Consider the following 19,096-nt stretch of genomic DNA (forward strand, 5'->3'; position numbering starts at 1 on the left):
TCCAATCAATTCGTACACAGCATACTAAGTGAACGCAATTTTCCTTCGTAGATATAATAGGAAATAGTAGCGAAGGGGAAATATGGAGACTCCTCGAAAATGAAAATACACATTTTCTTCGTGCGATGCCTTGCTGACGATGCTTTCCTTGTGCTGCGGGAAGAGAGGCCTAGATGTGACCCCGGAAAGCGGAATATTTCCCCGTAGCGGTGATTTACGCTGCCTCTATATTCTAAGTTACGTCGCAGTATATCTCTTTTGCGAATTAATGAGTAACCCAAACATATATAGTAGAACATTAAAAAAGCCATGCTCCTTAGAGAAGCATGGCTCTTGATTTATATTTTTGATTTACTCTTTTTACTTTCTATTCGCTTATCATGCTCTGAGATAATATAAGCACAGGTTGCGTCCCCGGTTATATTCAAGGAAGTTCGCAGCATGTCCAATAATCGGTCAACACCAATAATTAGAGCAATACCTTCTACAGGAAGACCAATTTGCTTTAATACCATTGAAAGCATAATTAAACCCACCCCTGGTACACCAGCAGTTCCGATACTTGCTAGTGTTGCAGTTAGAATGATCATAAGAATATCATTGAAGCCCAAGGAAATGGCATATACTTGCGCAATAAACACCGTAGCAACTGCCTGCATAATTGCAGTGCCATCCATATTAATTGTCGCTCCAAGTGGCTGAACAAAGCTACTAATGGACTTTTTTACACCAAGTCGTTCTTGGGCCATCTTCATGGATACAGGCAATGTAGCACTGGAACTCGACGTACTAAAGGCAACAGACATTGCCGGGAAAAATTCCTTATAAAACTTTAGTGGACTAGCCTTACCAATTCCCTTGATTGCCAGGCTGTATGTAACTGCACCGTGAATAATCAAGGACAAAATTACTGCAACCATATACATAAACATGGAACCTAGTGCATCTAATCCTGCATCACCAATTGCTGATGCAATAAGCGCAAACGCACCATATGGAGCCGTTCTCATAATACCATTAACAAGGAAAATCAAAATATCATTTGCTTGCTCAAATAAACGATAAATGCCTGCCGTTTTTTCTCCCAGAACAGCAAGGGCAACCCCAATGAATATGGCAAATGCAATAATTTGCAGCATATCTCCAGATGTCATCGCTTCTAGTGGATTCGATGGAATAATATTAACCAAGGTCTCCATAATTGGCGGCGGGGATTCTGCTGAATAATCCGCATTACTTGTGTCAAAAACACCTGCTTTTCCTGGTTCCAGCAAATAACCTACTCCTAAGCCAATACTTAAGGCGATAGCAGTGGTAACAAGGTAGAATACAATTGTTTGCATACCTATTCTTCCTAGCTTTGCAGGATCACCAAGCCCTGCAGTACCTAAAACAATAGACACAAATACGATAGGTACAACAATCATCATGATGAGGTTTAAGAATATCTGGCCAACAGGCTCAAGTGCATATTTATTTACTCCGTGAAATAGATCTGGAGAAGAAAAGCTTAGACCGATCCCTACAATTACCCCTAAAGCGAGAGCAATTAGTATCTTTTTAGTTAGACTCATAGCTGCAATCCTTTCTATTTGTAGATTAGTAGATTAAAAAAACGAAAGGTAAATCTTTTGTATTGGGTAGGATGGTTGGGTAACTGGTTGGAAGTACGTATTGGAATTGGCGCCCCCGGCAGGATTCGAACCTGCGACACACGGTTTAGGAAACCGATGCTCTATCCCCTGAGCTACGGGGGCTTATATTAGATGGTCCATTAAATCAGAGAAGGATGCTGCAATTTTATCAGCACTATTCATTATACAAAAAGGTGACATAAAAGAAAAGAGTAATCTTTACCAAATGGTATCTAGGACTTTTATATGTTAAAATAATTTACATCTGTTTTTAATTTTGGATTGGATTGGAGGAGTCTGTATGACAGGAGTTCCCTTTATGGCAATCGAAGGGCCGATAGGTATTGGGAAAACCTCCCTTGCAAAAAAACTTTCTGTTCATTATGATGTCCATTTATTAAGAGAAATTGTCGAGGAAAACCCATTTCTCGGTAAATTCTATGAAGATATAGATGAGTGGAGCTTTCAAACGGAAATGTTCTTTTTATGCAATAGATTTAAACAATTGGAAGATATAGAGAAAAAGTATCTCAAAGAGAATAAGGCAGTTATTGCTGACTACCATATATCAAAAAATATGATATTTGCAAAACGAACGCTTCAAGCTGATAAAATTGATAAATACGAACAAATTTATCATATTCTTACGGATGATATGCCTGTTCCAAATATGATGATTTATTTACATGCAAGTCTTGATACCATTTTGGACCGTATTCATAAGCGTGGTAGGGATATTGAACAAAATATTAAGCCTTCCTATTTAGCACAGCTGGCACAGGATTATGAGGATTATATGAATGAATTTGAAATTCTCCACCCCGACATTCCAGTTATTCGTATTAATGGAGATGAAATAGATTTTGTCCAAAATCAGAATGACCTCGAGGCAATCATCTCACTTGTTGATAAAAATATGAACAAAATGAATACCCAAAAAATGAAATAGTAATAGACCGTCCTAATTTTAATTAATCCTATTTTTTAGTAAAAGGAGAACAAAAAATGAATTTGAGAGATAAATACCTCATTCCAAATGACAGCATTATCACCATTGCTGGAACAGTAGGTGTAGGTAAATCAACGATGACTAATGCCTTAGCTGATGCATTGCAATTTAAAACTTCCTTTGAAAAGGTTGAAACTAATCCATATTTGGAGAAGTTTTATGCTGACTTTGAACGTTGGAGTTTTCATCTGCAAATCTATTTCCTTGCAGAACGTTTTAAAGAACAAAAGAAGATATTTGAGTATGGGGGCGGCTTTATCCAGGATCGTTCCATTTATGAGGACACGGGAATCTTTGCTAAGATGCATTATGATAATGGGACAATGTCACAGACAGATTATGAGACCTATACAAATTTATTTGACGCGATGGTTATGACACCCTACTTCCCGCATCCAGACCTGCTTATTTATTTAGAGGGTTCATTTGATGAAGTGATGCAACGCATTCAACTGCGCGGAAGGGAAATGGAAAAGAATACACCTATAGCGTATTGGGAAGAAATGTATACCCGCTACCAAAATTGGATTGACAATTTTAATGCCTGTCCTATTCTTAGAATAAATATATCTGATTATGATTTAATGAAAGAGAAAAATTCCGTAGAACCAATTCTCGAGAAGATTGGCCATTTTATTCAACAATCCAGACGCTGGAAAACACGGGAAAGCATACGATAAAAAATGGGGCATTGGCATGTAGATTTTTAGTAGTTGGAGGAAACTGCAAACTAGTGTGGGGAAAATCTGCCGGAGAATAGATTAATCGGCAATAGAGCTGGAATATCCGCTGGAGGATAGATTAATCAGCAGCAGAGCTGGAATATCCGCCGGAGAACAAATTAATCAGCAGCAGAGCTGGAATATCCGCCGGAGAATAGATTAATCAGCAGTAGAGCTGGAATATCCGCCGAAGAATAGATTAATCGGCAGCAGAGCTAGAATATCCGCCGGAGAATAGATTAATCGGCAGCAGAGCTGGAATATCCGCTGGAGGATAGATTAATCAGCAACAGAGCTGGAATATCCGCCGAAGAATAGATTAATCAGCAATAGAGCTGGAATATCCGCCGAAGAACAAGATAATCGGTAGGAGACATTCGCAAACTAGCTACCATACGTTTTTTCCCGAATTACTAAATCACTGAGCAACTCCAATATATATATTAGAACCACTAAGTAAAACTAAAAATCTCTTATAAAAAAGCTGTTTGATGCACAGGGAAAATCCAGTTACATCAAACAGCTATTATTATTTATCATCTTTTGAATTTGAAGTATCGTCTTTAACATCCTTCTTTTCCTTGCTATTCGTCTCGTCATCGCTCATTAAGTCATTGGCTGAATTTTTAAACTCACGCAATGTCTGACCTGCTGCTTTTCCGATCTCTGGTAACTTTTTTGGACCAAAGATGATGAGAGCCAAAACAATAATAAGAATCAAGCCAGGAACACCTATACTGCCTATTCCCATTGCTTTCACCTCCATTAGTAGACCAGTCTTATTAAAACGTATCATTACAAGACCAAAAATTATTAACTAATAAGCATAGTCTATATTTGTATTGTATCATGGTTTAATAGGACTAGCATACCCCAAATAAAGAAAATAAAAGCACTTATTATTCCGTATAACTTACGAATGAGAATACAAATAATTTAATGAAAAACATTTTTATACTGAGATGATTATTTTTTTAGAAGCATATTACCTTTGCACCTTCAGCATCTTATTTTTCTCTAACGTTATTTACTTTTCCCCAGCTCAATGGATCGATCATGTGCGCTTTTCACACATTCCATTACAGCGCGTTGAAAGTCATTCCGTTGTAATGCTTCAATCCCCGCTTGAGTCGTTCCTGCTGGACTCGTAATTTTCTTTCTCAATACTTCCGCTGATTCCCCAGAAGACTTTAACATTTCTCCTGCTCCTAAAACAGTTTGGGTAATTAACGCTTTAGCAGTGGAAGGATCTAATCCCGACTCTACTGCAGCTTTTTCCATTGCTTCAACAAGAAAATAAATATATGCAGGCCCACTTCCTGAAATACCTGTCACAATGTGCATTTCATCCTCTTTTACAATTGCTGTCGTGCCTATCGTTGCAAAGAGAGCCTCTGCTTCTTTGACATGACTTTCTGTAGCATGGTTACCCGCAGCAATTGCAGTTGCTGAAAATCCGATAGATGCAGATGTATTCGGCATTGCACGAATTACCGGTGCGTTTTTACCGACCAATTTACTAATATAGTCCGTAGATATGCCGGCAATGACAGAAATAATGACTTGCTCTGGTTGAATATAAGGTCTGATCGACTCTACCGCCGCTTCCAAGTCATATGGTTTGGTTGCCAGAATAATGATATCTGTCCCCTCAATTACCCTTTCTTTATCTGCAATACTTTGGATTTGATATTTTTTTTCTAATCGTTCCATGCGTTCTTTATTATTTTTGTTTGTCACGATTACATTCTCTTTATTAAATATATTTGCTTTAACAATACCAGATATAATAGCTTCTGCCATAGACCCGGCTCCGATAAATGCTATTTTTTTCATAATTTGCCCTCCTGATTTTAAAATAAAAAAAATCCCTTCATCCCTCAATATAAGGACGAAAAGATTTCCGCGGTACCACCTATTTTGGCATGCGTAAACATGCCCGACTTTTATTGATAACACAGCTTACTGTGGTTAGGTTTAATCTAACAACTCCCAGGTAGGTTCATACATGTCTATATCGATGGAATCTTTCAGCCGATGAATTCCAATCTCTTTCGATCGAACAATGTATTACTGGTCTGATCATCGTTTGTTTATTTACTTGTATAAGTATGTAATATAAGCGTTGTAATTAAAAATGTCAAGCATGCATGCAAATTTAGATGAAATAAGCTACTATAGAGGAGAAAAGTAACATGGAATGGAAGAGGCGAATACGAATGAGTGATCAAAACCTCCAGCAACTAATAAACGTCAAAAATGAAATGACTCGTTTTATGATGACATATAAGTTTGGCATGGATGAGATGAATACGAAGCTGAATATATTGAAGGAAGAATTTCAGCACTTTCATGAATACAATCCTATTGAACATATAAAAACAAGGCTTAAATCTCCTGAAAGTATTTTTAAAAAAATGTACCGAAAAAACTTAGAGATTACCCTGCTATCTATTAAAGAGAATATCCAAGATATTGTTGGCATACGAATCGTATGTTCATTTATTTCTGATATATATAGAATCAGTGAAATGTTAAAGCAACAAAAAGATATTACGTTTATCAAATTTAAAGATTACATAAAGCATCCGAAGTCAACTGGCTATCAAAGCTTGCATATCATTGTTTCTATTCCTGTCTATATGTCTGATCGAAAAGAAGAAGTTTTTGTAGAGATTCAAATTCGGACAGTGGCCATGGACTTTTGGGCAAGCTTAGAGCATAAAATTTATTATAAATATAATAAGGAAATACCAGAAAGATTAACAAAGGAGCTTGTTGATGCAGCAAGGGTGGCTTCAGAGCTTGATCACAGAATGGAACAGTTGCATAAAGAAGTAAATCATATTAAAGAAGCAGAACAAGAACGTGAGCTGCAAGTACTTCAAGTGAACAACGAAAATTTCCACCTTCCCATGGGATTATTAACATCTTTTATAAAGGAAGAGGAATAGAAGATTGCTATCCTTTTTCTTATTTGGCTAAAAAGGATCTATGGCAAATGTTGAGGTAAAACGTATTTTGTTCTTTCATAGTTGAAGGTAGAAGATACTTCTCCAATTATTAAATACCTTTAATCAATTAATACCATATACCAATTGATGGGGATGGAAGATGGCAATTTAAGAACGCAACGTCCTGGGGCTGGGGCTGCGCTTACTCGCCCCACCAACCCCCTCTGTGGAACGATTGCATGACCAACGTCCTCGAAAAAGAAAACCACTTTTTCATCGTGCGATGTTTCTCTTAGAAGCTTTCCTTGTCCTGTTAGCCCACGAAATAGCATGAGCTGAAGACACTAAACGGAGCGAAGTGTATTTCCCGAATCACTGAATAACCACAATATATATTTAAACACTAAAAAAACCGTTACAAATGTAACGGTTTTTCATATCTCCAAAATTTATGCGCTTAGTTAAAATGGAGGAGGTAGAGGGATTCGAACCCCCGCGCGGTTTGACCCGCCTGTCGGTTTTCAAGACCGATCCCTTCAGCCAGACTTGGGTATACCTCCGTGACGACAAGATATAATATATCATGCATCATTTTTACTGTCAATTATTTTTGTAGATTTTTTTATTCATAAGTGAAAGTCTTAATTTTCTTTATAGTTAAAGAGATGGAATATGAATACTTCCATCCCTTTATTTGTAAACTAATGCCTAATTTACTTCGTGCGTTTATCAAATTCTTCTTTAATTTTAGGGTAGATTTCCTTATTCGTAAGTAGCTCAAGAATTGTCAGCGCAATTGCTTTTGCACCAGTAATTAAAGCTTGATCACCCTTTTCTGATCGTGCAGCTTCCCTAAATTCCACTGTATGTCCAATTAAGTCACTAGAACCAATTTTAATGTGAGGATGAATTGTCGGAACAACTTGACTTATATTACCTGCATCTGTGGAACCGAGGGCTGTTTTTTTCTCTAATTTAACCTTTTCCCCTAATCCTTCAACCACTTCTTTGAATACCTGATCGAAAGAATCGTTAAGAATAAAGTTGTCTACCTCGTTTTGAAAGGCCGTAACTTTTACAGTCGCACCAGTAGTCAAAGCAGCTCCTTCGGCAATTGCCTTTACCTTTTTAGTTACTTCATCTAATACTGGTCTGGAGGCTGCCCGCAAATAAAATTTTGCTTTCGCATATGCTGGTACAATATTAGGAGCATCCCCTCCATGTGTGATAATGCCATGGATGCGTACATCTGATGGTAAATGCTGGCGCAGTGCATTAATACCGTTAAACAACTGTAATACACCATCTAATGCATTAATCCCTTTTTCCGGGTGGGCAGAAGCATGAGCAGGTTTCCCAAAGAATTCAAAGTCCAATGGATCAACAGCCAGGGTAGGGCCAGTCAGACTTGTATCAGCCCCTGGATGGAGCATAATAGCTGCATCCAGGTCTTTGACTAAACCAGCTTTAACAAAGCTTCCTTTTGCACTTCCATTAGGACCTCCTTCTTCTGCGGGTGTACCAAGTACGACAAGCTCTCCTCCTATTTCATCAATAACCTTACTTAAAGCAACAGCGGCTGCCACACTCGTTGTACCAATAATATTATGGCCGCAAGCATGCCCTATTTCCGGTAAGGCATCATATTCAGCTAGGAAACCAATTGTCAGACCATCGAGTATTCCTTTTTTTCTTGCCAGAAAAGCAGTTTCATGACCAGCTACACCTTTTTCAACCAGAAATCCTTCTTCAACAAGAATGTTAACTAATTGTTCTGAAGCAAAATATTCTTCATTACCTATTTCAGGCCGATCATGAATGGCATGACTTGTTTGAATATAGCGCTCTTTATTTTCCTCAATATTTTCAGAAATACGTTTTTTGATTTCTTCTAAACTCTTAGCTATTACTGTCATTTTTTTCACCTCTACCTTTTCTTTTAAATTAATGTCCGATTTCACTTAATGGAACAAAGGTTGGAATGGAATTACCATCACGCTCTTCAATGATAAAATCTGCTACATCCTCTGTTTGATATATCTCAGCTAGTTTTTTAAGTGTTTTATTATCTTTGTCTTTTTCCTGAACAGCAATAATGTTAATGTATGGTGTCGCTGTCTCATCCTCATGGTAGATGGAATCCTCCAATGGACTGTAACCTGCATCTACAGCAATACCGTTGTTTATAATAGAAGCGTCTACATCTGGTAGTACTCTCGGTGTTTGCCCTGCAACCAACAATTCAAAATTTAAGTTTTTAGGATTCTCAACAATTTTATCAAGGGAGCCATTCCCATCGAAGCCTTCTTCCAACTTAATTAAACCTGCATCCTGTAATAACAGTAATCCACGACCCATGTTCGTTGCTTCATTTGGTAATGCAATCGTTCCTCCCTCAGGAATACTCTCAACACTATCATGCTTTTCAGAATACAATCCCATTGGTGCAATAACCGTAGTGGCTATAGGTGTTAAATCCAATTCATGCTCTTTAATAAATGCATCAAAATAGGAAACGGTCTGGAAAGCATTTGCATCAATTTCTCCTTCAGCTAGTGCCATGTTTGGTTGCACATAATCAGAGAAACGAACAATTTCAACATCTATCCCCTCCTCCTTGGCTTTTTCAGCAACATAATCCCAAATAGTTGTATCTGAACCACTAATACCTACCTTTACTTTTGTAGCAGCCTCGCCGCTTGAGCAAGCGCTAATAACAAGGGTTACGAATGAAAGTAATAAAAATAGACCAAATTTCTTCATGTTTGTTCTCTCCTTTTATGTTTATCTTCTTCTTATTTTTTTTGATAAAATGTTTCCTGATGACTGTAATCCTTGAACCATAACGACAAGAATACCAACCGTAATCAGCATGACTGTTGTATCAAATCGCTGATAACCAAACGTTATTGCCAAATCTCCGAGACCGCCACCACCAACAGCTCCAGCCATGGCCGATGCACCTACAAGACCGATGGTTGCAATGGTGATTCCCAGTAATAGCGAGCTTAAGGCTTCCGGAATGAGAAAGCGTGTGATTATCTGTCTAGGTGTGGCGCCCATTGCCTGTGCTGCTTCCATTACTCCTGGGTCAACCTCCAACAATGAATTTTCAATTAACCTGGCTATATATGGCCCTGCATAAAGCACCATCGGGACAATTGCAGCAGCAGTACCTATGGAAGTGCCTACAACTAAACGGGTAAATGGGATAACAGCTACCATCAGAATAATGAAAGGGATGGATCTAAAAATATTTACGACTGCGTTTAATAGATTAAATAATTGCTTATTTTCCCATAGATGGCCTTTTCGAGTAATAACAAGTAAAATGCCAAGAGGTAAACCAATAACGACAGAGAAAAGTAAAGAAAAACTCACCATTGCTACCGTTTCCCATAATGCTTCTATGATTTGTTGCCAATCAACTAACATTACCCAACACTTCCTTTACAGTTACTTTTTGTTGATGAATATGCATAATCACTCGCTGGATTTCCTTTTCCTCTCCCGCAAACTTAACAATTAAATTTCCAAACGGGGTCCCTTGTAATTCTGTAATACTACCGAATAATACATTTACCTCTACATCATATTGCTTTGCTATTTGTGATAGTAGTGGAGCTCCGGTAGCTTCACCAACGAATACGATCCGATAGATTTGATGGGACTCATCCTGTGCTCGAATAAGCTGATATACGGATTCTGGAATATCATCATGCATAACCGAGCTTACAAAATTGTGAGCTACTTCGGTTTTTGGCTGTGAAAATACCTCAAAGACGGATCCCGCTTCAACTACTTTCCCTCCATCAAGTACAGCTACTTTGTCACAAATCTCTCGAATAACGCCCATTTCATGGGTAATAATTAAAATGGTAATGTTATATTCCTGATTAATTTTCTTTAAAAGCTTTAATATCGAATTCGTCGTTTCCGGATCAAGTGCTGAAGTAGCTTCATCACATAACAGCACGGAAGGCTGAGTTGCTAAGGCTCTTGCAATTCCCACTCTTTGCTTCTGCCCACCAGATAGCTGATCTGGATAACTTTCTGCTTTGTCTTCTAAACCGACAAACTCTAATAATTCACTAACCCGTTTTTTAACCTCTTCTTTCGGTGTATTGGATAAAAGTAACGGCATTGCTACATTGGTAAAAACAGTTTTGGAGTTTAATAGATTAAAATGTTGAAAGATCATCCAATATTCCGTTTTGCTTCCCTCAGCTCTTTAGGCGAAAGTGAAAGTAAGTCCTGGCCGTTCACAGTTACCTTTCCTGAAGTTGGGCGTTCCAATAAGTTTACACAACGGATCAGCGAGCTCTTTCCAGCACCACTAAAACCAATAACTCCGTAAATTTCTCCCTTTTCAATATGTAAATTGACATCATCTAATGCCTTAATTTCCTGTGCTGTACCATCATAAATTTTTGTCACATGTTCAAATGTAATCATTTTTTTCCTCCTTCTAAAAATATAAAAATGCCTCTTCTTAGAAAGATAAGAAGAGGCATTTAGGAACATGCTCTTCTTATCTTTCAGGCATACGCCTGCTGGAATTGGCACGGTACTTAATCAGTCCGTTGCCGAGGTATCAAAGGGCCAGTCCCTCCACCTCTCTGGATAAGAAGTATAACTATTTAATTTTTTACTATGCGTACCACACATCGGGCATCCATCACATTACTCTAAAAAAACAAAAATCCCTCCTTATGAAATAAGAAGAGATTTGTATATAACGAACCAAAACTCTTCTTATTTACCAAGCTGTTGCTTGTTGGATTTGGCACAGTACTATAAAAGTCCGCTGCCGAGGTATCAAAGGGCCAATTCCCTCCACCTCTCTGAATAAGAAGTTTTTTTATTATTTAATTTAGTATGGTATTGACTTTACTATCAATTTTAAAATTTGTCAAACATTTTTTTATTTAATTATTTCTTTTCCACCCATATAAGCACGTAAAGCGGTAGGTACAATAACAGAACCGTCTTCCTGCTGGTAATTTTCTAAGATCGCTGCAACTGTGCGGCCAATTGCCAGACCAGAGCCATTCAATGTATGAACATATTCTGGCTTACCATTTGCGTCTCTTCGAAAACGAATACCTGCACGTCTCGCCTGGAAATCTTCAAAGTTAGAGCAAGAAGAAATCTCTCTGTACGTATTCTGGCTCGGAATCCATACTTCAATATCGTATTTTTTAGCGGCTGTAAATCCAAGGTCACCTGTACACATACTCATCACGCGATAAGGTAGGTTTAATAGCTGTAACACCTTCTCCGCATTTCCAGTAAGTGTCTCCAAGGTTTCATAAGAATCCTCCGGTTTTGCAAAGTGAACGAGTTCCACTTTATTGAACTGATGCTGACGGATTAATCCACGTGTATCGCGTCCTGCAGATCCAGCTTCAGAACGGAAACAGCTGCTGAAAGCTACATATTTCTTAGGTAGCTCTTCTGGTTTAAAAATCTCATCACGATGGAAGTTGGTTACCGGCACCTCTGCTGTTGGAACCATAAAATAATCCCATTCTTCCAGTTTAAATGCATCTTCTTCAAACTTTGGAAGCTGGCCTGTGCCTGTCATGCTTGTACGGTTCACAATTTTCGGTGGAAGCATTTCTTCATAGCCGTGCTCATCTGCATGCAAGTCCATCATAAAATTTAATAATGCACGTTCCAATCTGGCGCCTAGTCCTTTGTAAAATACGAAACGGCTTCCAGTTACCTTTCCTGCTCTTTCAAAATCAAGTATATCCAAGTTTGTCGCAATATCCCAGTGTGCTTGTGCATCAAAGTCAAAATCCTTCACTACACCCCAATTACGTACTTCAATATTGTCCTCTTCGTCTTCTCCAACCGGCACACTTTCATGGGGGATGTTTGGAATAGATAGCATCATATGTTGCAATTGTTCCTCAATTTCTTTCAGCTGTTTATCAAGTTCAGAAATCTCATCCCCAACCTTACGCATTTCTTTAATGGCAGGCTCTGCATCTTTCTTCTCTTTTTTTAATACAGAAATTTGTTTGGTAGCTTCATTCCGCTTGGCCTTTAGTTTTTCTGTTTCGGAGATTAGCTCTCTACGCTTCGTATCAAGCTCTTCAAACTTATCAAGCTCCGTTAAATCCTCTCCACGATGTGCCAGCTTTTCTTTTACTTGTTGAAAATTATTTCTTAAATACTTCATGTCTAACATAATTAATTCCTCCTTTATTTGTATAGGTATACTATTGAAATATATTCTTATTGGACAAAACTGCTGGGATTCTTGCTCGGTTTGTCCATTAGACTCGCTCTATTGGACACATTTGCTGTGATTCTGCTGTTTTTGTCCATTAGACTCGTTCTATTGGACATATTTGCTGTGATTCCTGCTCGGTTTGTCCATTAGACTCGCTCTATTAGACACATTTGCTATGATTTCTGCTGATTTTGTCCATTAGACTCGTTCTATGGGACACAGTTGCTGGGATTCCTGCTGGTTTTGTCCATTAGACTCGCCTCATTACTCAAAATCAAAAACAAAAAACTCCCGTCCCTATAAATAGGGACGAGAGTATAATTCCCGCGTTGCCACCCTTGTTGAAGAGAAAAACTCTTCCGGCTCACAGTTCGTAACGGTACATAGCCGGGTCTACTTACTTACGGACGCGCCGGGTTCCATAGACCAGTTCAAGGATGGATTCATAATACTCTTACATCGATTTTCACCAACCATCGACTCTCTAAAGCAAGCGATATTATTACTACTTCCTGTCATTACTTTTTATATTAACTATCATCATATCCAATTTCATATTAGGATGCAAGTGTTTGTATTGATTGTTCCACCATAGCAACAAAATATGCAATAAATCGGTTATCATCTGTTAGTTCCGGATGAAATGCTGTACAAATATAATGCCCTTGTTGTGCTGCAACAATACGTTCATTATACCTCGCGAGCACATGAACATCTGATCCAGTCTCGACAATATAAGGTGCACGGATAAATACAGCGTTGAAATCTTCTGCCACATCAGTTATAGCCAATTCTGCTTCGAAGCTGGCTACTTGGCGGCCAAATGCATTGCGGGCAACCTTCATATCCATTAGCCCAAGATGTGCTTGGTCCTGGTTTTCTATTTCATTAGCCATTAGGATAAGTCCAGCACACGTGCCGAAAATTGGTTTTCCTTTTTCACCAAATTCCTGAATAGCATCAAAGAAGCCATAGCTGTCAATCAATCGGCGCATCGTTGTGCTTTCCCCGCCCGGAAGTATTAAGCCATCAATGGTATCCAGCTGTTCTGTCCGTTTTATTTCCACAGCGTGTGCTCCACATGCTTCAATAGAACGAATATGCTCCCGAACGGCTCCTTGTAGTGCAAGTACTCCAATTGTTGCCATCATACATTCCTTCTTTCTATTCGCTGCGATCCTGCATACGATCATGTGCGGCAATAGTACTCATTTCAAGACCCTTCATAGCAGTTCCTAATCCTTTGGAAAGCTCTGAAATTAACTTATAATCCTGAAAATGTGTTGTTGCCTCAACAATAGCTTTTGCAAATTTCTCAGGGTTGTCCGATTTAAAGATACCAGAACCAACAAATACTCCATCTGCACCTAGCTCCATCATTAGTGCAGCATCACTAGGAGTGGCAATTCCACCTGCTGCAAAGTTAACTACAGGTAAACGTCCCTCTTCGCGAATTTGAATTAACAATTCAAATGGCGCACCAATTTCCTTAGCAAATGTCATTACTTCATCTCTTGACATAGCAGTTAACTTGCGGATTTCAGATTGCACCTCACGCATATGGCGTACAGCTTCTACAATATTCCCTGTACCTGGTTCCCCTTTTGTACGAAGCATGGAAGCTCCTTCTCCAATGCGTCGTGCAGCTTCACCCAAATTACGGCATCCACAAACAAAAGGAACTGTATAGTCGGATTTATTGAGGTGGAATATGTCATCTGCAGGTGTTAATACTTCACTCTCGTCAATATAATCAACACCCATTGCTTCCAACACACGTGCCTCCACAATATGTCCAATACGGGCTTTAGCCATTACTGGAATGGAGACTGCATTTAATACTTCTTCTGTAATAGTTGGGTCAGCCATTCTGGCAACCCCGCCTGCTGCACGAATATCAGAAGGCACTCTTTCTAAAGCCATAACAGCGACTGCCCCTGCTGCCTCGGCGATTTTTGCTTGCTCGGCATTAACTACGTCCATAATGACGCCGCCTTTTTGCATTTCAGCCATTCCTCGTTTAACTCTCTCTGTACCTGTATTCGTCATGGTAATTCCCCCTGTAAAGTTTTATTTTTTATATTAAAATAACCCTTTAATCCAATCAACGACAGTTGTAAATAAATCAACAAAGAAATCGCCAATTGCACCTAAAGTTAGCATAAACCAGTTTGACTTCTCAACAGCTTCATTTGTAACTAAATCAATGGTATTACCTTTATCTTTAGTAATATAGCCATAGTCTTTATCTCCTTTAAAGACTACTTCAGCAGTACCTATCTTTTCACCTTTCTTAATAGGTGCCAGGAGTTCTCCTTCTTTATTTAACTTATCTTTATCAAGATTATATTTAATGCTATATTGTTTTTCCTGCCCTGATTTCACAGGAATAGTAACAGATTTATTTGTAGAAATATTTACCTTTTCTTCTTTACCTTTTGCAACAGGTAAGGTGGTCTCATCCTTTAGCTGATACCCTTCTGGAAATAGTTCTTTGGTTTCAAATTTAGAAAAACCATAATCAAATAGCTTGGCTGTTTCCTGGAATCGCTCTTCTTCACTTCCAGTTTTCATAACAACAGAGATCAGACGGTTACCGTTTCGTTCTGCTGAACCAGTGAAACAGTATCCAGCTAAATCGGTATAACCGGTTTTCAGCCCGTCCACACCTTCATAGAAAAACTGCTTTAAAAAAGTTGTGTCATGTGGCAACATATGGTTCCAGTTACGTATTTTCTGACCATCAAAATCAGTTACGGGAATACTGGAAATATCCAAAGCCTCCGGATAATCCTTAATAAGCTTGTACGCAAGCAATGCAGCTGATTCAGCTGATAATAAATTGGTTGCATTAGGATCTGTGCCTTCTGGATAATTATCACCTAGAGAGGCATTATCCAATCCTGTCGAGTTAACGAATTTAAAATCCGGCAAGCCCATTTCCTTACCTTTTTTATTCATCATTTTAACGAATTCGCCTTCGGATCCCGCTATTAATTCAGCAAGCGCGATTGTTGTTGCATTGTCCGAATTAATGGCCATCGCTTTATATAAATCTTTCACAGTATAGTCTTGACTCTGCTTTAAGCCCACTCCAGAGAAAGAAGTATTTGCAGAAATACTGTATGGGTAATCACTGATTTGCGTAGTTGTATCCCATGATATGTCGCCTTTTTCAATCGCTTCCCACACTAAATATTCTGTCATCATTTTCGTCATACTAGCTGGAGGAAGTGCTTGGTCCGCATTTTTTGAATACAAAATTTTACCTGTTTCCACATCAACTAAAATGGCGGAATCTGCTTTGATGTCCAATGTCTCTGCTGCTTTTGTCGAAAATGGCTGAACCATTATTGTTATCACTGCTACCATAACTGCAAGGATGAATGATAACCCTTTTTTAAAATTGTGTTTCAACTTTCTGTACCTCCAACTTGTATTTTATCTATTTTATGTACATCTCAAAGTATGCACTTCATCATTTTACCACATAAAATATTAAAAAAATAGACAGGGAATAGTCCCAGTCTACATTTTTTTCAGTTAAGAAAAATTCCCTATTTAATTTTTGAAAGCAGTTCTTTTCCTTCCTAAAAGAAGAATACGAGACTGGGACATAACTAACATAGCGCTATTCTAAAGACGAACGTTCTAAATTGTGGAAGCCCCGCTCCGGAAAAACGCTCCGCTAATTTCTTGCAAAAGAAATCCGAACCATCATTCATTAGTAGTACGAATCGGTTCGGATTTTCATTGTATAAAATTTCTTTTATTTCAGCCTCTAAAAATTAAACAGAATAGTTTGGTGCTTCCTTCGTTATTTGTACATCATGTGGATGACTTTCGCGAAGACCTGCATTTGTAATTCGAATAAATCGTGCATCGTTACGTAAGGCGTCAATGGTTTCTGTTCCACAATAACCCATACCTGCACGTAAGCCACCTAATAATTGATGAACAGTGTCAGCTAGTGGGCCCTTATAAGCAACTCTTCCTTCAATGCCTTCTGGTACAAGCTTTTTAGCTTCAGAAGATTCCTGGAAGTAACGATCTTTAGAGCCTGCCTTCATAGCTCCAACTGAGCCCATTCCGCGGTACACCTTATATTGTCTGCCTTGGAAAATTTCTGTTTCACCTGGGCTTTCACTCACACCAGCAAACATACTTCCAAGCATTACTGCATGAGCTCCAGCCGCCAATGCTTTTACAATATCTCCAGAATATTTAATTCCCCCATCGGCAATAACCGGTACACCATAAGAGGAGGCTGCTTCTGCACAATCATGAACAGCAGTAATTTGTGGCACACCAACACCTGCCACAACACGTGTTGTACAGATGGAACCAGGTCCAATACCTACTTTTACAATGGAAGCACCAGCTTGAATCAATTCCACTGTTGCCTCAGCAGTAGCTACATTTCCTGCAATAATATCCAAGTCCGGATATGCTTTACGTACAGCTTTTACCTGCTCAATTACTCCTTGGGAATGTCCGTGAGCTGTGTCAATTACAATAACATCTACACCAGCATCTACAAGCTTTTCAATCCGTTTCATGGCATCTCCAGTAACACCAACGGCTGCTCCTGCTAATAATCTGCCATGGACATCTTTCGCAGAGTTAGGAAATTCAATGACCTTTTCAATATCCTTAATGGTAATTAACCCTTTAAGTACATTTTGCTCATCCACTAATGGCAATTTTTCAATTTTATATTGTTGGAGGAGTTTTTCTGCTTCCTCTAATGTTGTTCCTACAGGAGCAGTGACAAGCTTTTCACTCGTCATTACTTCGGAAATGGCGATAGAATAATCTTGAATAAAACGAAGATCGCGATTTGTCAAAATTCCCACCAATTGCTGTTCCTCAAAAGAATTCACTATAGGAACGCCAGAGATACGGAATTTGCCCATTAAATGTTCTGCATCATAAACTTGATGTTCAGGGGTTAAGAAAAATGGATTCGTAATAACGCCGCTTTCTGAACGTTTTACTCTATCAACTTGTTCTGCCTGTTCCTCAATGGACATATTTTTATGAATAATGCCTAATCCACCCTGGCGTGCCATTGCAATCGCCAATTCAGCTTCCGTTACTGTATCCATTCCCGCACTAAGCAATGGCATATTAAGTTTAAGGTTTGCAGTTAAACTAGTACTTACCTTTACATCCTTTGGAAGTATTTCTGATTTAGCTGGCATTAGTAAAACATCATCAAATGTTAGACCTTCTTTTGCAAATTTGTCTGCTCTCATAATTATCCTCCTCCATCATAATAATACTGTTTTAAATTTCCCCAAAATGTTGTAGATGTATGCTGTTTATAAACTGGGTAAAACTAAGTCTGTAATGGTATTTTTATATACAATACGCGAACATACTAGCTTTTTCAACAACATAACGTTCAAAAATTAAAGTAAATAGATTCTGAATAATGTAACAAAAAAGTAAGTGTCTTTAAGGACGGCAGGATAGTTTCGCCTTATCCTTGGGATGCCTGACTGACTACACCTTGCAGGCATCCAATAAGCTTATCAGGTAGGTACAACTCATATATTATATTTTCAAGCTGAGAGGGTCTTATAATGAATGAAATAAATACTTTTTTAACTTATTTGCAATCACAGCAGACAGCCCAGAAATACTTACACCACTGTTATCAGCATTTGGAAGATACAGATGCACAGAATAGGAGCTATGAGAACTGTAATACATTTATTTATTATTTAGATCATGGCCAGCGATTTTATGAAAATGGGCGCAAGGCAGATGCCTTGTTACAACCCGTTTTGTATTTTTATGGAATGGTACATTTAGTAAAAGCCTGTTTGTTAACAAAGAGACCCTATTATCCAGAATCTGCTGCCTTATTGGCACATGGGGTAACCGCAAGAAAACGCAAAAAGAAAAATTACTCCTTTTTAAAAGATGAAGTAAAAATACAGCATAATGGCTTGTATCCTTATTTCTCCGAGCATCTCTTCTCTCATAAAAAACATCCGTTTGAGAAAAGGAGCATGGAATCATTACTTGCCTTATTACCGGAAATGATTCCTTTATTTGATTTACAAAAAAAAGTAGAGCTTTTCCCTGTTGGAAAACTCTACTCCAATTTATTGCAATTTCCGACTACCATTTTGGATAGCTATCATTTGACGGAGAAGGCTTTTATAAATAAGATTTCCGGCTATGTACCTGATATGAAATATGTCGATACAGATGATAACTATATTCGTATTGAACTAACCGCTCCTATAAAAGAAGCCAATGGGCCGTTTTATGCCAATAGGGCGGATTCCCAGCTTTTCTTCCCCAGCAGAAGAGAACAATTTCTGCCTATACCAGAAGTAATGATTCATTATCTGGTTTTATATAATCTAAGTATGTTATGCAGATATGAAGCAGAGTGGTGGGGTGATTTATTTTCAACAAAACCGGAAATCGATTATCCTTTTATTCGCTGTTTTCTCCAGTTGACAGCAGATAAAATCCCTTTTCTCCTAGGAAAATATCTTTATGCATTACATTAA

General features: G+C 38.4%; 15 protein-coding genes, 2 tRNA genes, 1 pseudogene, 2 riboswitches and 2 other annotated features. Of the genes and pseudogenes, 4 read left to right on the forward strand and 14 right to left on the reverse strand.

The genetic code is table 11. From position 1 onward, the window contains the following. Positions 1-338: 338 nt before the first annotated feature. Together JCM12304_RS03380 and JCM12304_RS03385 are read right to left on the reverse strand one after the other, a co-directional pair. On the reverse strand, positions 339-1,574 hold the full coding sequence (locus tag JCM12304_RS03380) for a dicarboxylate/amino acid:cation symporter (RefSeq protein ID WP_019377795.1): 1,236 nt from the start codon (positions 1,572-1,574) through the stop codon (positions 339-341). Between the two features lie 107 nt (positions 1,575-1,681). After that, positions 1,682-1,757, reverse strand: a tRNA-Arg gene (locus JCM12304_RS03385). Positions 1,758-1,935: 178 nt separating this feature from the next. On the opposite strand from JCM12304_RS03385, the gene JCM12304_RS03390 reads away from it, so the two are divergent. Beyond that, positions 1,936-2,583, forward strand: a complete 648-nt coding sequence (locus tag JCM12304_RS03390; RefSeq protein WP_019377796.1) for a deoxynucleoside kinase — start codon at positions 1,936-1,938, stop codon at positions 2,581-2,583. Between the two features lie 56 nt (positions 2,584-2,639). Continuing rightward, complete coding sequence (locus JCM12304_RS03395) at positions 2,640-3,323, forward strand: deoxynucleoside kinase (RefSeq protein ID WP_019377797.1); 684 nt, start codon at positions 2,640-2,642, stop codon at positions 3,321-3,323. 571 nt (positions 3,324-3,894) lie between these two features. Here JCM12304_RS03395 and tatA read toward each other — a convergent pair. Both tatA and proC read right to left on the reverse strand, forming a co-directional pair. Next, positions 3,895-4,116: a twin-arginine translocase TatA/TatE family subunit gene (gene tatA / locus JCM12304_RS03400; protein ID WP_019377798.1), complete on the reverse strand. Its 222-nt coding sequence runs from the start codon at positions 4,114-4,116 to the stop codon at positions 3,895-3,897. Between the two features lie 272 nt (positions 4,117-4,388). Next, positions 4,389-5,201, reverse strand: a complete 813-nt coding sequence (gene proC, locus JCM12304_RS03405) for a pyrroline-5-carboxylate reductase (protein WP_060678545.1) — start codon at positions 5,199-5,201, stop codon at positions 4,389-4,391. A 48-nt stretch (positions 5,202-5,249) separates the two neighbouring features. Further along, positions 5,250-5,460, reverse strand: a binding site (T-box leader). A gap of 100 nt (positions 5,461-5,560) precedes the next feature. Between proC and JCM12304_RS03410 the strand changes: the two genes are divergently transcribed. Beyond that, positions 5,561-6,319 (forward strand): GTP pyrophosphokinase, encoded by a 759-nt coding sequence (locus JCM12304_RS03410; RefSeq protein WP_082387965.1) that lies wholly within the window; start codon positions 5,561-5,563, stop codon positions 6,317-6,319. Positions 6,320-6,786: 467 nt separating this feature from the next. Here JCM12304_RS03410 and JCM12304_RS03415 read toward each other — a convergent pair. The 10 genes and pseudogenes from JCM12304_RS03415 to guaB all read right to left on the reverse strand — a co-directional run bounded on the left by JCM12304_RS03415 (position 6,787) and on the right by guaB (position 17,821). Beyond that, positions 6,787-6,879 (reverse strand) — tRNA-Ser (locus JCM12304_RS03415). A 153-nt stretch (positions 6,880-7,032) separates the two neighbouring features. Next, the gene (locus JCM12304_RS03420) at positions 7,033-8,235 is read right to left on the reverse strand and encodes a M20 family metallopeptidase (protein ID WP_019377801.1); all 1,203 of its coding nucleotides are present in this window, start codon (positions 8,233-8,235) and stop codon (positions 7,033-7,035) included. Between the two features lie 28 nt (positions 8,236-8,263). Next, positions 8,264-9,082 carry a MetQ/NlpA family ABC transporter substrate-binding protein gene (locus JCM12304_RS03425; protein ID WP_019377802.1) on the reverse strand — a complete coding sequence of 273 codons (819 nt, stop codon included), beginning with the start codon at positions 9,080-9,082 and terminating at the stop codon, positions 8,264-8,266. A gap of 21 nt (positions 9,083-9,103) precedes the next feature. Beyond that, positions 9,104-9,754 carry a methionine ABC transporter permease gene (locus tag JCM12304_RS03430; RefSeq protein WP_019377803.1) on the reverse strand — a complete coding sequence of 217 codons (651 nt, stop codon included), beginning with the start codon at positions 9,752-9,754 and terminating at the stop codon, positions 9,104-9,106. Continuing rightward, a pseudogene (locus JCM12304_RS03435) lies at positions 9,744-10,774 on the reverse strand (methionine ABC transporter ATP-binding protein). The gene JCM12304_RS03430 and the pseudogene JCM12304_RS03435 overlap by 11 nt, the downstream one beginning before the upstream one ends. A gap of 73 nt (positions 10,775-10,847) precedes the next feature. Further along, positions 10,848-10,949, reverse strand: a riboswitch (SAM riboswitch). Positions 10,950-11,071: 122 nt separating this feature from the next. After that, positions 11,072-11,174: riboswitch (SAM riboswitch) on the reverse strand. Between the two features lie 69 nt (positions 11,175-11,243). Continuing rightward, on the reverse strand, positions 11,244-12,518 hold the full coding sequence (serS, locus tag JCM12304_RS03440; RefSeq protein ID WP_060678546.1) for a serine--tRNA ligase: 1,275 nt from the start codon (positions 12,516-12,518) through the stop codon (positions 11,244-11,246). Positions 12,519-12,865: 347 nt separating this feature from the next. Next, positions 12,866-13,091, reverse strand: a binding site (T-box leader). 29 nt (positions 13,092-13,120) lie between these two features. Then, the gene (gene pdxT / locus JCM12304_RS03445) at positions 13,121-13,711 is read right to left on the reverse strand and encodes a pyridoxal 5'-phosphate synthase glutaminase subunit PdxT (RefSeq protein ID WP_060678547.1); all 591 of its coding nucleotides are present in this window, start codon (positions 13,709-13,711) and stop codon (positions 13,121-13,123) included. A gap of 16 nt (positions 13,712-13,727) precedes the next feature. Next, positions 13,728-14,612 carry a pyridoxal 5'-phosphate synthase lyase subunit PdxS gene (pdxS, locus tag JCM12304_RS03450; protein WP_060678548.1) on the reverse strand — a complete coding sequence of 295 codons (885 nt, stop codon included), beginning with the start codon at positions 14,610-14,612 and terminating at the stop codon, positions 13,728-13,730. A gap of 33 nt (positions 14,613-14,645) precedes the next feature. Next, on the reverse strand, positions 14,646-15,980 hold the full coding sequence (locus tag JCM12304_RS03455) for a serine hydrolase (protein ID WP_019377808.1): 1,335 nt from the start codon (positions 15,978-15,980) through the stop codon (positions 14,646-14,648). A gap of 371 nt (positions 15,981-16,351) precedes the next feature. Continuing rightward, the gene (guaB, locus tag JCM12304_RS03460) at positions 16,352-17,821 is read right to left on the reverse strand and encodes an IMP dehydrogenase (RefSeq protein ID WP_019377809.1); all 1,470 of its coding nucleotides are present in this window, start codon (positions 17,819-17,821) and stop codon (positions 16,352-16,354) included. A 330-nt stretch (positions 17,822-18,151) separates the two neighbouring features. Here guaB and JCM12304_RS03465 point away from each other — a divergent pair, with 330 nt between their 5' ends. After that, the gene (locus tag JCM12304_RS03465) at positions 18,152-19,096 is read left to right on the forward strand and encodes a YaaC family protein (protein ID WP_060678549.1); all 945 of its coding nucleotides are present in this window, start codon (positions 18,152-18,154) and stop codon (positions 19,094-19,096) included.

Source organism: Virgibacillus halodenitrificans JCM 12304 (genome assembly GCF_001310895.1).
GTDB classification, from domain to species: Bacteria; Bacillota; Bacilli; order Bacillales; family Amphibacillaceae; genus Virgibacillus_Q; species Virgibacillus_Q halodenitrificans.

Coding starts and splice junctions, on each gene's coding strand:
- pdxS (WP_060678548.1), bottom strand. CDS start 14,612: ATGACGAATACAGGTACAGAGAGAGTTAAACGAGGAATGGCTGAAATG.
- JCM12304_RS03430 (WP_019377803.1), bottom strand. CDS start 9,754: ATGTTAGTTGATTGGCAACAAATCATAGAAGCATTATGGGAAACGGTA.
- JCM12304_RS03465 (WP_060678549.1), top strand. CDS start 18,152: ATGAATGAAATAAATACTTTTTTAACTTATTTGCAATCACAGCAGACA.
- JCM12304_RS03425 (WP_019377802.1), bottom strand. CDS start 9,082: ATGAAGAAATTTGGTCTATTTTTATTACTTTCATTCGTAACCCTTGTT.
- tatA (WP_019377798.1), bottom strand. CDS start 4,116: ATGGGAATAGGCAGTATAGGTGTTCCTGGCTTGATTCTTATTATTGTT.
- pdxT (WP_060678547.1), bottom strand. CDS start 13,711: ATGGCAACAATTGGAGTACTTGCACTACAAGGAGCCGTTCGGGAGCAT.
- proC (WP_060678545.1), bottom strand. CDS start 5,201: ATGAAAAAAATAGCATTTATCGGAGCCGGGTCTATGGCAGAAGCTATT.
- JCM12304_RS03390 (WP_019377796.1), top strand. CDS start 1,936: ATGACAGGAGTTCCCTTTATGGCAATCGAAGGGCCGATAGGTATTGGG.
- JCM12304_RS03420 (WP_019377801.1), bottom strand. CDS start 8,235: ATGACAGTAATAGCTAAGAGTTTAGAAGAAATCAAAAAACGTATTTCT.
- JCM12304_RS03395 (WP_019377797.1), top strand. CDS start 2,640: ATGAATTTGAGAGATAAATACCTCATTCCAAATGACAGCATTATCACC.
- serS (WP_060678546.1), bottom strand. CDS start 12,518: ATGTTAGACATGAAGTATTTAAGAAATAATTTTCAACAAGTAAAAGAA.
- JCM12304_RS03410 (WP_082387965.1), top strand. CDS start 5,561: ATGGAATGGAAGAGGCGAATACGAATGAGTGATCAAAACCTCCAGCAA.
- JCM12304_RS03380 (WP_019377795.1), bottom strand. CDS start 1,574: ATGAGTCTAACTAAAAAGATACTAATTGCTCTCGCTTTAGGGGTAATT.
- guaB (WP_019377809.1), bottom strand. CDS start 17,821: ATGAGAGCAGACAAATTTGCAAAAGAAGGTCTAACATTTGATGATGTT.